Raw genomic sequence first — 14,321 nt, 5'->3', positions numbered from 1 at the left:
CAAATTAAAAAACCGCCGCATGTCGCGACGGTTTGTCCATTCATCGATTCAGTTGAAATTATGACAGCAGAGACTGGACCACGAGTTGAACCGCCTTGCCGTCTGCACGCCCACGCACGAGCGGCATCAGTTGACCCATGACTTTTCCCATATCCGCTTTCGACTTAGCGCCTACTTGCTCGATGACCTGGGTCACGATGTCGCGCAGTGCTTGTTCGTCCAGTTGCTCTGGCAGGTAATCTTGTAGGACCAGGATTTCTTGCTCGACGGTTTCAGCTAAATCCGTTCGATTCGCATCTTGGAACGCTTGGAGGGAATCTTTGCGTTGCTTCAACTCCTTCTGAACGACGGACAGGACGTCTTCTTCAGAAAGAGGATGCCCGAGCTCAATCTCCCGGTTCTTCGTAGCGGATTTTACCATCCGAATAACGGACAAGCGAACTTTATTCTTGTCCTTCATCGCCTGTTTCAAATCTTGATTCAGACGTTCAAGCAATTCCACGACAAGGTCCTCCTGCAGGTCGCGAAATTAGAAGCCGCGACGCTTGTTTTTGCGAGCTGCTTCCGCTTTCTTCTTGCGCGCAACACTAGGCTTTTCGTAGTGCGAACGCTTGCGAGCCTCGGCCAGCACCCCGTCCTTCGCCGTCTGTTTCTTAAACCGACGAAGTGCGCTGTCCAGTGATTCATTCTTGCGTAACCGGATTTCCGACATCCTATTCCCTCCCTCCAATGATGCATCAAAAGTATTATAGTACAGTGAAAAAAAACTAGTCAAACATCCATCTGAGAAACACTTCAAAAATTCCCCCGACGGTCATCAATCTGAGCTCGTCCGCATAGCATCAAAGCGGATGGGAGGGAAGCGAAATGTGGGCAAACGTACTGGCCGTAGCGCTGTCTCTCGTGGCGTTTATCGGCGGTTTGAAAGTGATGCGCCGCGGCCTTGAGGGAATGGCCGAGGGGCGACTCGCCCGCTTTATCGAGCGGCTGGCCAAGACGCCCACGCGCGGCATCCTGACTGGTACGGCGACGACGGCCATCCTGCAGAGCAGTGCCGCACTCACCGCCATCACCGTGGGACTCGTCGCCGGCAAAAGCCTCACGTTTCGAAGCGGACTTGGCCTCATTCTCGGGGCCAACGTCGGATCGACCATTACGCCGCAGATGTTGAATTTAAACCTCTGGGCGATTGTCCTGCCAAGCCTTGGCCTTGGCACGGTTGCCGTGCTCACGCGCAGGCCGTCCCTGCGACGTCCTGGCGAGGCGCTCATCGGCTTTGCGTGCATCTTCATCGCGCTCCAAGCGCTCAAGGTGTCCCTCCACCCACTGACGACCAGTGCGTGGTTCACACACGCCCTCGCGATCGCCGGTGGACGCATCGTCCTGGCGATGGTCGTGGGATGCATCACGAGTGCCATCGTGCAGTCGTCGACGGCCATCACCATCCTCACGATGACCATGGCCAGCGCCGGCCTCATCCCGATGACAGGGGCGGTTGCCATCGTCCTTGGCGCCAACGTCGGCACCTGCCTAACCTCCGTCATCGCGGCCATCGGCGAATCCCGGCAGGCTCAACAAGTAGCGCTCGCCCACGTGATCTTAAACGTCCTTGGCGCGCTCGCCTTTCTTCCGTTTATCGGCCCCTTTACAACCGCCGTCGGTTTGCTCAGCGCACAGCCGGCGCAGCTCATCGCCAACGCCCACACCGTGTTCAATATCGTCTGTACCCTCTTGGTTTGGCCGTTTACGCGCCAATTCGCCACGATGATCGAACGCCTTTTACCGGACGAGCTTCACGCCTGAACTGGTACCCAGACGGCTTGCGCCATAGGACAGCATATTGATGGCCGCAGCCTGCGTGCGCACGCCGCCCGACGCCTTGACCTTGCCGATGGTTCCAGCGATGATCGCCATGGCGCTGACGTCGGCGACGACTGCCCCGCCCTTGTGAAACCCTGTGGAGGTCTTGATGTAATCGGCGCCAGCCGCGATGGAGACGAGCGCGCTCTTGATGACCTGGTCAAACGTCAATGCGCTGGTCTCGAGAATCACCTTTATCTCTGGTCGCGGGTGCAAGGACTGCGCCGTGCGAACGACACGTGCCACGTGTTGGTAGACAGTCCAGACGTCGTCCTCCACCATCGATCCCACCGGAATCACCATGTCGATCTCCCGAGCGCCCTTCGCCGCCATCTCGACGACCTCTGACGCGAGTCCTTCCGGAGATGTCGCGCCCAGCGGGAACCCAATCACCGTACACACGTCGGTCTCGCTCTCCGCAAGCAACGCTGCGGCGTAGCCTACGTGCTGTGGGTTGATACAGACCAAAGGAAAGCGGTGATCACTCGCTTCTCGACACAGGTTCTCGATGTCCACGACGGACGCTTCCGGCTTCAACAGCGTGTGCTCGACGGCGGCGCGCACGTCCTCGACCCCGACTGCCTTGCGCGGCAGTTCGACCGGTTGCGACGGCGGCAGCGTGAGCTCCGGCATCGTCGTTAACAACTCATCCCGACAGGCCGCAATCAGTTCTTCCACGACCGGGCGCGCGGACAGCCACACCTCACGAAGCTCCTCCGGGCTGGCGTCGTTGGAAATCTGCCTCCAGCGTTTCTCGAGGCCGCCATCCATCCAGGCGAGCACGGCCCGAGCTTTGCGAAAGACGAACGACCAATTCTCATAGCCCTCTTTGGCGTGCTTTTGCTCAGCCTCCGCCAGCGGGGAGAAATAGGCGGCGCGAACTTCCTCCGCCTGATGCTTGGGCGTCGTATCACTGTCGATGGCTTCGAGCAGGAAAAACCGCACCTGTTTGCGGACGGGCCGACCGTCTCGCGTGATCGGGTACTCGACGCGGCCCAGTGGCGCGAGAATGCGGGTTTCCACACCGGTCTCCTCGAAAACTTCACGGATGGCAGCAGCCTCCCAGTTTTCACCCAGCTCCAAGTGTCCCTTCGGGAACGTGACGCGCCCGTACGCGTCATCAATCATCAGTACCTCGCGCTGTGCACCCTTGCCACGAACGACGATGCCGCCTGCCGCCCGTTCTATGCCCCTCTTCATGATGTCATCCTCCTCAAGCGCTCCTCGGTCTCCTCTGGGACCGTCACGAGCGATGCAAACGTCCCGAACTGCAGCGTGGAACTGGTCTCATCGATGCGCACGCTGGATACCTCGCCGACGACAGACGTCAAATCGCGGCCTTCGGGTACCGCAAACGCCACCTTTAGGTAGTTCGACGCATGCCCGACCACGATTCTGTCGGCCAGCGCGTGGCGCGACAACTGTTCCTTTGTCGCCTCGTCCGCCATCTGCGCCGGGTGCTCCGCGATCACTTCAATCTCTTTGCCGACAAACGACGCTGCGTACTCTGCAGTCAGCCGCCTTGACAGTTCGATGAGCCGTTCGACCCGGGCGTGCTTGACGTCCTCCGGAACCTGATCTGCAAACTTCGCCGCAGGGGTACCCTTGCGCTTCGAATACGGAAACACGTGAAGTTCGGAAAACCGCTCGCGCTTCACGAACTCGTACGTCTCTTCGAACTGCTCATCGGTCTCCCCTGGGAATCCCACGATGACGTCACTCGTCACCGCGAGCTCCGGCAACGCCTCGCGTAGCTTTGCCAGCTTGTCGGCGAACTGCCGGACGGTGTAGTGCCGGTTCATCTTCTTGAGCACAGGGTCGCTCGCCGCCTGCAGCGGAATGTGCAGGTGATTGACCACTTGCGTCGATTGCGCCAGGACCTCAATCAACTCGTCGTCGATCTCGCTCGCCTCAATCGAGCTGATGCGCACGCGATGGAGCCCCGGGACGCACCCCAGATCTTTGAGCAGGTGGGCGAGGCGGTAGCCATCGAGATCTGCACCGTAGCCGCCTGTGTGGATACCCGTGAGGATGATCTCCCGGTAGCCAGCTCGAGCCAGTTTGGTCGCCTGCGTGACGATTTTCTCGGGTGCACGGCTGCGGATGAGGCCGCGTGCCCACGGAATGATGCAAAAGGTACAGAAGTTGTTACAGCCATCCTGGATCTTTAGGTTGGCTCGCGTTCGTTCCTCGAAGAACGGCACGTCGAGTTCTTCGAACTCCCGCGTCTGGAGAATGTTGTCGACGACGAGGAACGGGTGCTGTTCGCGCCGCACCGCTTCCACATACTCGACGATTTTGGATTTTTTGTCGTTGCCGATGACGAGATCGACACCTTCGATACGGGCGATCTCGTCGGGCGCGATTTGGGCATAGCACCCCGTCACCACGACGACGGCTTCGGGATTGGTCCGCACCGCGCGGCGAATCATCTGACGGCTCTTCTTGTCTCCGCTGCCCGTCACCGTACACGTGTTGACGACGTACACGTCGGCCGTTTCCTCAAACGGCACTTGTGTGTAGCCGTGGTGCTTAAATACCTGCCAAATCCCTTCTGTATCGTAAAAGTTGACCTTGCAGCCAAGCGTATGAAACGCGACCGTCGGCACAGGTCTCAACCTCCCATGTCCCCAAAATGCGCGAGAGTCACTGCGAGTCCGACGACTCCAGCCGTCTCGGTTCGCAAAATCCGCCGTCCGAGCGTCACCAGACACGCTTTCTCACAGGACGCAAAATAATCGCGCTCCGCCTCGCTCCAACCGCCTTCCGGACCGACGAAGAGTGCGCGCTTGATTCGCCTATCCCCTTCGACGGGTACCTTGGATAGCGCCGTGGTAAGGCCTACGGCATCTTCTGCCTCGTCGAGGACGACCAGCTGTTCGACGCCCTCGGCAATGAGGCTTTCACACACCAAAGCGAGCTTTGACTCGTAGCGAATGACAGGTACTTTGTCGCGCTGCGACTGCATGGCGGCTTCCCGCGCCACTTTCTGCCAACGTGCGAGTTTCGCCTCCACCTTGCCAGCCAATTTCACCACGGACCTGTCCGCCCCGTACAGGACGAACAGCGAGGCTCCGACTTCCGTGCACTTCTGCACAATCGTCTCCATCTTATCACCTTTGGCTAGCCCTTGAACCACGACGACCTCGCACCGGGGCTCCGCACTAGGGTACGGTTCCTTCAAGAATACGTCGACGGCGTCTTTCGCGACGGCTGAGATCTCGCCGAGCCACGGACCGGTTGGCGTCACCACGACCAATGGCTCGCCGTTCTGCACGCGAAGTACCCGGGCGAAGTGATGCCCGTCGTCCCCTGCGAGTGTGACTACACGCGAAGCGCCTCCTGGTGCATCGACAAACACGCGCGGCAGCATCAAGACTTCACCGCGAGCGTCGCGACCCAGTCGTCCCTTTGGTAGCGCTCGCAAATCTCAAATCCGTTTTGCGCCAAGGCCTCTTCAACGGCTGGCGCCTGTGTGTCGATATACCCCGACGTCAACAAGTACCCCCCTGCGTTCAGGCGCTGTGCCACCTGTGGCAGGAGCAGGATGACGATGTCGCGCAGGATGTTCGCCACGGCCACGTCGAACTTTGCATCTTGCTGATAGCCGGCAAGCAAATTGCCCTCCTGCACCGAGATGAGGTCAGACAGGTCATTTCGGGCGACGTTCTCGCGGGCGGCGTCGACTGCGACTGGATCGATATCGATGGCCGTGACGCGACGTGCGCCGAGGCGGGCGGCCGCGATGGCGAGGATGCCTGTCCCAGTTCCGACATCGAGCACTTCTTTACCGCCTAAATCCAGTTGTGCCAAGGCCTGCGTGCACAATTGTGTCGTCTGGTGGGTACCCGTGCCAAACGCCATGCCAGGTTCGACGATAATACGCTTTCGCGAACGCAGTTCCGGTGGTAGGTCATGTTGGCTCCATACGGGCACGATGACGAGGTCATCCCCGACTGGAATCGGATGATAATGCTCCTTCCACGCGTTTAGCCAGGAACTGTCGTCTACCGACTCCACGCGAATCTCTCGCGCGCGATGGCCCACGTCGAGCCCCGCCTCGGATACTTTATCCACGACGGCGAGGACGCGCGAGCGAATTTCGCCGGGCTCATGCGTCTCGGGAAAATACACAAACACCGTCACGCCCTCCGTCGGGACGATCATCTCGTCGAACCATTCCCCGTACTCCGGGTGCGGCACGTGCACGTTGCCGATGCCTTCTAGCTGTACGCCTTGGATGTCGGGGAACTCTTGCAACAGCCCAGCAACCGCATCTGAAGCTTCGTGCGTCACGTTAAACTGTACTTGCCACCAATGCATAGCGAACCTCCCACGCAGTCTTTTGCGCACCCGTTCGCGGGTTGCGCACACTCCCCTGAACAAAACGAAACGGTCCAACGTGTGGACCGTACTCGTTGTCACTCGAAAATCGAATCCGCTCGCCTCAGGCGTTGCCCAAAAAGGCGTCCTTCATTCGCTCCATAAACGATCTCGCTTGCTCGTGTGTCTGAACGCCGAGCTCCTTGCCGAGGTCGCGGAACAATTCCTTTTGCCTGTCCGTGAGGTTGGTCGGCGTCATCAGTTGCACGCGCACGTGCTGATCCCCGCGACTGTTCGACGATCCCAGCCGGGGAATTCCCTTGCCGCGCAGGCGGAACATCGTGCCGGATTGCGTCCCCTCGGGGATGCGCAGTTTCACTTCGCCATCGAGCGTGGGCACCTCAATTTCGTCTCCGAGCGCCGCCTGGACAAACGTGATGGGCATGTCGACGTAGACGTTCGTCCCTTCACGTTCGAAAATCTCGTGCGGGCGAACGCGAATGACGATATGAAGGTCCCCAGGTTGCCCGCCGTTCGGGCTGGCTTCCCCGGCACCGGCAACGCGCAGGCGCGTCCCCGTATCCACACCTGCTGGCACTTTGATTTGTACCGTGCGGCGGACGCGCTTGCGCCCCTGTCCGCGACAATCCGGACAAGGTTGTTCGATGACGACGCCCCGACCGTGACAATTGGAACACACGCGACGATTGACCATTCGGCCAAACGGCGTGGATTGAACGGTCTGCTGTTCACCCGTCCCGTTACAAACGGTACAAGTTTTCGGTTGCGTACCCGGCTTCGCACCGTTGCCGCCACAGGTGGAACAGGTCTCCGTGCGCGGGATCTGAATCTCTTCCTCGACCCCGAACGCGGCGTCCTCGAAATCCACTTCGAGCTCGTATTCGAGGTCCTGTCCGCGCTGCGGGCCACGCGAACGCGCGCCGTTTCCGCCAAAGAACATATCAAAAATATCGCCAAACCCGCCAAAGTCAAAATCGCCAAAGCCAGCGCCCTGTCCGCCACCAAATCCGCCTTGTGTCGGATCCTGATGGCCAAACTGGTCATAGCGCGAGCGCTTTTGCCCATCCGACAGCACATCATACGCCTCGGCTATCTCAGCGAATTTCTCTGGCGCGCTCGGGTCGTCCTTGTTGACGTCAGGGTGATATTGACGTGCCAACTTGCGATAGGCTTTTTTGATCTCGTCCTGACTGGCTGACCGGCTGACACCGAGCACCTCATAATAATCTCGCTTGCTCACCGGCATCCCTCCAGTTCCTCATGATGACAACTTTGTATATCTTACAACGATGGGCAGGGATCCGTCATCCCTGCCTCATCGCCACCGTACCATTTGGATTCATCGCGCCGTTTCGAGCGCAGAGAACTTACTTCTGATCCTTATCGACTTCCGTAAAATCGGCGTCGACGACGTTGTCGTCCGCTTTCGCGCCGCCTTCGGCATCAGCGCCTGCACCCTGTGCAGCTGCCGTCTGCTCATACAGCTTCGTCGACAACTTGTGCAGCACTTCCGTGAGCGCGTCTTTCGCCTTGGTGATGGCTTCCGTATCGGTTCCACCGAGCGCTTGGCGAAGCGCAGCCAGCTTTTCCTCTGCCTCCGACTTCAAGCCCGCATCGGCTTTGTCACCGAGGTCTTTCAGAGTCTTCTCCGTCTGATAGAGAAGTTGGTCTGCCTCATTGCGAATTTCGACTTGCTCGCGGCGTTTCTTGTCTTCCTCAGCGTGCATTTGCGCCTCTTTCATCATGCGGTCGACCTCTTCCTTGGAGAGACCGCTCGAAGCCGTGATGGTGATGCGCTGCGACTTGCCTGTGCCGAGGTCCTTCGCACCGACGTTGACGATCCCGTTGGCGTCGATGTCAAACGAGACCTCAATCTGCGGAACACCGCGTGGTGCTGGCGGGATGTCCGACAAGGTAAAGCGGCCGAGCGTCTTGTTTCCGCTCGCCATTTCGCGCTCGCCCTGGAGCACGTGAATTTCGACCGACGTCTGATTGTCAGCGGCGGTAGAGAAAACTTGGCTCTTCGAGGTCGGGATGGTCGTGTTGCGGTCGATGAGGCGCGTGAACACGCCGCCCATCGTCTCGATGCCAAGTGACAATGGCGTGACGTCGAGCAGGACGACGTCCTTGACTTCACCCGTCAAGACACCTGCTTGAATGCCGGCGCCGACTGCGACGACCTCGTCCGGATTGACGCCCTTTGAAGGATCGCTGCCAATCAGGCGCTTAATTGCATCTTGAACGGCTGGAATCCGCGTGGAACCGCCGACCAGAATGACCTTGTGAATCTGATTGGCCGACAGACCCGCATCTTGCAGGGCTTGGCGAGTCGGTGCCAAGGTAGCTTCGATCAAATCCGCGGAGATCTCTTCGAATTTCGCGCGGGTCAAATTGATTTCAAGGTGCTTCGGACCAGATGCATCTGCAGAGATAAACGGCAGTGAAATCGTCGTCGTCAGGGTCGAGGACAATTCCTTCTTGGCTTTTTCTGCAGCATCCTTCAAGCGCTGCATCGCCATTTTGTCCTTGCCGAGGTCGATGCCCGTGTCCTTCTTGAACGTGTCGATCAAGTACTGCATGATGCGATTGTCGAAGTCGTCGCCACCGAGGTGGTTATTTCCGCTCGTCGCTTTGACTTCAAAGACGCCATCGCCGAGTTCCAGGATGGATACGTCAAACGTACCACCGCCGAGGTCGAACACGAGAATCGTCTGGTCCTCGTCCTTTTCCAGACCGTAGGCCAGCGCGGCGGCGGTTGGCTCGTTGACGATGCGCAGGACGTCGAGACCGGCGATTTTACCTGCGTCCTTGGTGGCTTGGCGCTGGCTGTCACTGAAGTAAGCAGGTACGGTGATGACCGCTTGGGTGACCGACTCCCCGAGATACGCTTCTGCGTCTGCTTTCAACTTTTGGAGAATCATCGCCGAGATCTCAGGCGGCGTATACGATTTGTCGTCCACCGTCACTTTGTAGTCCGTGCCCATGTGACGTTTGATAGAGATGATGGTGCGGTCGGGGTTTGTAATCGCCTGACGCTTTGCAACATCGCCTACCAGACGTTCGCCGTCCTTTGTAAATGCGACGACGGATGGAGTCGTGCGGTTGCCTTCCGCATTCGGGATGACGACTGGCTCCCCACCTTCCATAACGGAAACGCATGAGTTCGTTGTACCAAGGTCAATACCAATGACTTTTGCCACTGAAGTTTCCTCCTCGATCACGCTGATTACTTGTTCTAGGCATTGTCCTCAAGCGCGGTCAAAGGACCGCTCGGACGCGAAATAATACATTACATAAGTAGATGAACGCGTTCGTTCGAAGCCGCGTTACACGCTCACCTTGACCATCGCCGGGCGCAATACCTTGTCGTGCAACAGGTAGCCCCGCTGCAGTTCTTGGAGAACGACGTTCGGCTCTACCCCGTCAGCGGCTTCCTGCATGACCGCATCGTGGCGGTTCGGGTCAAACGCCTCCCCTTTTGCGTTCATCGGCACGACGCCGTACTGTGACAACACGGCGCTGAACTGGCGGTGCACCATCTCGATGCCCGTCCGAATCTGCTCATCGGCGTCGCCGACGGCCTCCATCGCCCGATCGAAGTTGTCGATCACCGGCAACAGGTCGGCCAGGAGTTTCTTGGTCGCAAACTGGCTGAGCTCTTCCTTCTCAGCGCGCGTGCGACGGCGGAAATTGTCAAAGTCGGCCCGCGTGCGAAGCAATTGCTGCTGGAGTTCGGCGAGCTGTTCATCCTTCGGATCTAGCTCAACTTCGGCACTGGCGGTTTCTTCTGCCTGCTCTTGTGCGCCTTCGACCTGAACGTCCTCTACATCCCGAACGTCCTGTTGTGCAGCCTCACTTTGTACTTCGTTTGCATCTTCAGCCAAAATCGAACACCCTTTCCTCATCCAATGGTCAGCAGGCTCCAAGCTCGCGCCGCGGGGTTCACTTACCTTCCGTCCACCGCGTCAACAGGCTCGTCATCGACCTCGACGTATAGTCGAGAATTCGCATGATGCGACCGTAATCCATGCGAGTCGGCCCCAACACACCAATATGTCCCACTGGTTTACCAGACAAACTATACGTCGTCGTGATGACTGCACAATCCTGCAGCGGACCCTCAGGATTTTCGGCGCCGATGCGCACCTGGATTCCAAGTCCCTCGAGTGGCAACCACTGCGTGACCGTGTGTCCGGCTTCGAGCAGGGACAATAGCGGCTGCGCCTTCCCCACGTCATGGAATTCTGGTTGACTGAGCATATTTGCTGCGCCGCCGATGTACACCGGCTCACCCCGATGACCTACCTGGCAAATCTCTTCGACAACTGCGAGTACATCTTCATAGCGTTCGACGGTCCTCGTGAGTTCCTCTGCCAACTTGCTGTATAGGTTTGAACGAAGTTTCGAGACGGGTATGCCTACCAACTTGTCATTGAGCACGTTGACCATAGACTCGACGTCCTCCACCCGGATATCCTCCGGGAGGTGGACGGTGCAATCTTCCACGTGCCCTGCATCTGTGACCAAGATGGCGACCGCTCGCCCCTTCGAGAGCGGGATCAACTCAATTTTTCGGACCTTGTCCGTGTACATTTTCGGTCCGAGGACAATGGCGGTCTGCCTCGTCAGCGTCGATAGAACCGTCGACATCTCGCGTACCACTTGCTCCATCTCATCCATGCGCTGGGTGAAAAACGAGCGCAACGCCGCGGCCGCCGAGTCCATTTCGACAGGATCTTGCGACATCAGGTGATCGACGTAAAATCGATAGCCTTTCTGCGATGGAACGCGTCCAGAAGACGTATGCGGCTGTGCTAAATACCCCATTTCCTCGAGGTCAGCCATTTCATTTCGAATCGTGGCGGGGCTAAACTGGATTTGTTCATGTTTGGCGAGCGCCCGTGAGCCAACTGGTTCAGCCATGCGAACGTAATCCTCAATGATTGCACTCAGAATCAGTTGCTGCCGGTTTGTCAGCACTCTTCTCGCCTCCTTGTTAGCACTCTCCTCACGCGAGTGCTAAGGCCCATGAGTTGACAATAGCAACGCTAACGCCTGTTGTCAATCAGCTCCGCCAACCGTCACGAACTTCTCAAAGATGGCATTGGCGACAGGCCAGTACGCGCTAGGAATGGACACGCGCCCGTTCTGTTCGACGAGCAGTCCCTGTTCGCAAAGGTGCGCGATTCCTGTGCCGTAGATCTCCTCCATCGTGACGCCAAACCGCTCGCGAAACGCCGCCTTCGACACGCCCTCGGCCAGGCGCAGGCCGAGCATCATCATGTCTTCGGCAGCTTCTCGCCCCGAGACGACAAACGATTCAGCGACTGGCTCTGCCCCGTCTTTCAACTTCGCGATGTAGTCGGGCAGCTTGCGAACGTTCTCGTACCGCACGCCTTTGACATATCCGTGGGCGCCTGCCCCTGCGGCCAAGTACGGTTGGTTTCGCCAATACACGAGATTGTGCTGCGCCTGGCCATTCGCCTTGGCAAAGTTACTGATCTCATAGTGTGTAAATCCTGCGTTCTGGAGGCGCTCGCGCACCATTTCATACATATCCGCCTCGAGGTCTTCTCCCGGCAGCGGCAACTGCCCCATGTCGCGCCATTTCCCGAACGGTGTCCCCTCTTCCACTTTCAGCCAATAGGCGGAGACGTGATCGATTGGAAGAGCCAACACCTGGTCCAACGAATGCTCCACGTCGGCGAGAGATTGTTCCGGCAAGCCGAACATGAGGTCGACGTTCACGTGTTGAAAGCCTACTGCCGCGGCCATTTCCACGCTCTCGACGACCGTTCGCGCATCGTGCGCACGGCCGATGGTCAAGAGCAACCTGTCGCGAAACGTCTGTGCGCCAAAACTCAAGCGATTGACGCCGAAATCGCGTAAGAGCCGCAATTTCTCCACGTCTATCGAATCAGGGTTCGATTCGAACGTAAACTCCGCACCATCTGCAAAAGAAAAATGCGCATGCAGAGATGTCAGCATGCGCTCGAGCAGATGAAGACTTGGCAACGTCGGCGTCCCTCCGCCGAAAAACGCGGTTTTCAGCGGCTCGCAGGCCTTCTGTGTGAGTTGTGAAAACTCGCTGCCAAGCGCCGTCGCGTAGTCGTTCATGACGGCGTCCGGGGCGACGTACGTGTTGAAATCACAGTAGAAGCAGCGGCTCTTGCAGAACGGGATATGCACGTATAGCGATGTCGGCGTCGCAAACTTGTCATGATCTTCCACAGTTTGCCTCAAGTCCCTCACTCCATTTTCAGTACGGCCATGAACGCCTCTTGCGGAACTTCCACGTTCCCCACTTGCTTCATGCGCTTCTTACCTTCTTTTTGCTTCTCCAACAGCTTGCGCTTGCGCGAGATGTCGCCGCCGTAGCACTTCGCGAGGACGTTCTTGCGCATGGCGCGAATCGTTTCGCGGGCGACCACCCGATTGCCGATGGTAGCTTGGATGGGAACCTCGAACATCTGCCGAGGGATGAGCTCCTTCAACTTTTCACAGAGCGATCTCCCACGCGGGTACGCCTTGTCGCGGTGAACGATAAACGACAGGGCGTCGACGACGTCGCCGTTGAGCAAGATGTCCATCTTGACGAGCTTCGACTCGCGGTACCCGACGAGCTCGTAATCGAACGATGCATAGCCCTTCGTCGACGACTTTAAGCGGTCGAAGAAGTCGTACACGATTTCCGACAGCGGCAAATCGTAGATGATGGTGGTCCGCAGTTCGTCGAGGTACTGCATGTCGTGAAACTGGCCGCGCTTCTCCTGGCAGAGCTCCATGACCGCGCCCACGTGGTCCTTCGGGACGAAGATGGACGCGCGCACGTACGGCTCCTCGATGCGCTCAATCCGATCCGGCTCCGGCATCTCGCTTGGGTTGTCGACAGCGGTCATGCTGCCGTCCGTGCGGTAGACGTTGTAAACCACACTGGGTGCGGTCGTGATCAGCGTCAACCCGTACTCCCGCTCGAGCCGCTCTTGCACGATTTCCATGTGCAGCATCCCGAGAAATCCACAGCGGAATCCGAATCCGAGCGCGCTTGACGTCTCTGGCTCGTAGGTCAGCGCCGCATCGTTTAACTCGAGTTTTTCCAGGGCCTCGCGCAAGTCCTGATAGTCCGCGCTGTCCACTGGGTAGAGCCCACAAAACACCATCGGATTGGTCTTGCGGTAGCCAGGCAAGGGGTCTGACGTCGGCCGTCCGGCTTCCGTCACCGTATCGCCCACGCGCGTGTCGCGCACGTTCTTGATACTGGCGGAGAGATAGCCGACGTCGCCGGCGTACAACGCGTCGATTGGCGTCATGCGCGGGCTGAACACGCCGACTTCATCGACTTCAAACTCCTTGCCAGTCGCCATCATCCGCACGCGCATGCCGGGTTTGACGACGCCGTTAAACACGCGCATGTAGACGATGACACCCCGGTAGGGGTCGTAGTGCGAATCGAAAATCAAGGCCTGTAGCGGCTCGTCCGAATCGCCTTGTGGCGCTGGTACCTTCGCGACGATTTGCTCGAGGATGTCTGCGATGCCGATGCCCGACTTCGCGGATGCCAGCACCGCTTCGCTCGCGTCGAGCCCGATGACGTCCTCGATCTCCCCGCGCACCCGCTCCGGCTCAGCGCTTGGCAGGTCGATTTTGTTGATGACTGGCAGGATCTCTAAGTCGTTGTCGAGTGCGAGGTAGACGTTGGCGAGCGTCTGCGCTTCAATCCCCTGCGCCGCATCGACGACGAGCAACGCCCCCTCGCAGGCGGCCAAACTGCGCGACACCTCGTACGTAAAGTCGACGTGTCCCGGCGTGTCGATCAGGTTCAGTTCGTATTCTTCTCCGTCCTTGGCCTTGTAGGTCAAGCGGACGGCCTGTAGTTTAATCGTAATGCCGCGTTCCCGTTCCAGGTCCATCTGGTCCAACAGTTGATCTTGCATCTCGCGGTCACTCACCGCACCGGTGAGTTGAAGAATCCGATCCGCCAGTGTGGACTTGCCGTGATCGATATGGGCAATGATGGAAAAGTTACGGATACGCGACTGGCGAGTAGCGTTTGACACGGTATTCCTCCTTGTGCCGCACCACAAAATAAACCGCGCCAAGGACGCGGCTTGCTCGTC

Annotated in this window: 13 protein-coding genes; 1 reads left to right on the top strand and 12 read right to left on the bottom strand. The window is 58.4% G+C overall.

The window, feature by feature from the left end:
- Positions 1 to 58: 58 nt before the first annotated feature.
- Positions 59 to 502 (bottom strand): GatB/YqeY domain-containing protein, encoded by a 444-nt coding sequence (locus NZD89_RS10610; RefSeq protein ID WP_268007697.1) that lies wholly within the window; start codon positions 500 to 502, stop codon positions 59 to 61.
- 27 nt (positions 503 to 529) lie between these two features.
- Positions 530 to 712: a 30S ribosomal protein S21 gene (gene rpsU / locus NZD89_RS10605; RefSeq protein ID WP_268007696.1), complete on the bottom strand. Its 183-nt coding sequence runs from the start codon at positions 710 to 712 to the stop codon at positions 530 to 532.
- A gap of 155 nt (positions 713 to 867) precedes the next feature.
- Between rpsU and NZD89_RS10600 the strand changes: the two genes are divergently transcribed.
- Positions 868 to 1,803, top strand: coding sequence for a Na/Pi cotransporter family protein (locus NZD89_RS10600; protein WP_268007695.1), 936 nt, complete (start codon positions 868 to 870; stop codon positions 1,801 to 1,803).
- On the opposite strand, the gene deoC is transcribed toward NZD89_RS10600, so the two are convergent.
- From deoC to lepA, 10 genes are all read right to left on the bottom strand, one after another.
- Positions 1,780 to 3,060, bottom strand: a complete 1,281-nt coding sequence (deoC, locus tag NZD89_RS10595) for a deoxyribose-phosphate aldolase (RefSeq protein WP_268007694.1) — start codon at positions 3,058 to 3,060, stop codon at positions 1,780 to 1,782. The genes NZD89_RS10600 and deoC overlap by 24 nt on opposite strands.
- On the bottom strand, positions 3,057 to 4,469 hold the full coding sequence (gene mtaB, locus NZD89_RS10590) for a tRNA (N(6)-L-threonylcarbamoyladenosine(37)-C(2))-methylthiotransferase MtaB (protein WP_268007693.1): 1,413 nt from the start codon (positions 4,467 to 4,469) through the stop codon (positions 3,057 to 3,059). Before mtaB ends, deoC begins: the two co-directional genes overlap by 4 nt.
- A gap of 5 nt (positions 4,470 to 4,474) precedes the next feature.
- Entirely contained in the window at positions 4,475 to 5,287 is an 813-nt protein-coding gene (locus tag NZD89_RS10585) for an RsmE family RNA methyltransferase (RefSeq protein ID WP_268007692.1), read from the bottom strand.
- Positions 5,233 to 6,183 (bottom strand): 50S ribosomal protein L11 methyltransferase, encoded by a 951-nt coding sequence (prmA, locus tag NZD89_RS10580; RefSeq protein ID WP_268007691.1) that lies wholly within the window; start codon positions 6,181 to 6,183, stop codon positions 5,233 to 5,235. The genes NZD89_RS10585 and prmA overlap by 55 nt, the downstream gene beginning before the upstream one ends.
- A 124-nt stretch (positions 6,184 to 6,307) precedes the next feature.
- Positions 6,308 to 7,444, bottom strand: a complete 1,137-nt coding sequence (gene dnaJ, locus NZD89_RS10575) for a molecular chaperone DnaJ (RefSeq protein ID WP_268007689.1) — start codon at positions 7,442 to 7,444, stop codon at positions 6,308 to 6,310.
- 127 nt (positions 7,445 to 7,571) lie between these two features.
- Positions 7,572 to 9,404, bottom strand: a complete 1,833-nt coding sequence (gene dnaK, locus NZD89_RS10570; RefSeq protein WP_268007688.1) for a molecular chaperone DnaK — start codon at positions 9,402 to 9,404, stop codon at positions 7,572 to 7,574.
- A 126-nt stretch (positions 9,405 to 9,530) separates the two neighbouring features.
- Complete coding sequence (grpE, locus tag NZD89_RS10565; protein ID WP_268007687.1) at positions 9,531 to 10,088, bottom strand: nucleotide exchange factor GrpE; 558 nt, start codon at positions 10,086 to 10,088, stop codon at positions 9,531 to 9,533.
- A gap of 58 nt (positions 10,089 to 10,146) precedes the next feature.
- On the bottom strand, positions 10,147 to 11,184 hold the full coding sequence (gene hrcA, locus NZD89_RS10560; RefSeq protein ID WP_268007686.1) for a heat-inducible transcriptional repressor HrcA: 1,038 nt from the start codon (positions 11,182 to 11,184) through the stop codon (positions 10,147 to 10,149).
- 81 nt (positions 11,185 to 11,265) lie between these two features.
- On the bottom strand, positions 11,266 to 12,447 hold the full coding sequence (hemW, locus tag NZD89_RS10555) for a radical SAM family heme chaperone HemW (RefSeq protein ID WP_268007685.1): 1,182 nt from the start codon (positions 12,445 to 12,447) through the stop codon (positions 11,266 to 11,268).
- Between the two features lie 5 nt (positions 12,448 to 12,452).
- Complete coding sequence (gene lepA / locus NZD89_RS10550; protein ID WP_268007684.1) at positions 12,453 to 14,261, bottom strand: translation elongation factor 4; 1,809 nt, start codon at positions 14,259 to 14,261, stop codon at positions 12,453 to 12,455.
- Positions 14,262 to 14,321 lie beyond the last annotated feature (60 nt).

Source organism: Alicyclobacillus fastidiosus (assembly GCF_026651875.1).
GTDB classification, from domain to species: domain Bacteria; phylum Bacillota; class Bacilli; order Alicyclobacillales; family Alicyclobacillaceae; genus Alicyclobacillus; species Alicyclobacillus fastidiosus.
The sequence above is the reverse complement of the archived record's forward strand: the minus strand, read 5'-3'. Positions and strand labels throughout refer to the sequence as shown.

Excerpts from the sequence above, each read along its gene's own strand:
- rpsU (WP_268007696.1), bottom strand. The coding sequence starts at position 712 with ATGTCGGAAATCCGGTTACGCAAGAATGAATCACTGGACAGCGCACTT.
- NZD89_RS10600 (WP_268007695.1), top strand. The coding sequence starts at position 868 with ATGTGGGCAAACGTACTGGCCGTAGCGCTGTCTCTCGTGGCGTTTATC.
- deoC (WP_268007694.1), bottom strand. The coding sequence starts at position 3,060 with ATGAAGAGGGGCATAGAACGGGCGGCAGGCGGCATCGTCGTTCGTGGC.
- prmA (WP_268007691.1), bottom strand. The coding sequence starts at position 6,183 with ATGCATTGGTGGCAAGTACAGTTTAACGTGACGCACGAAGCTTCAGAT.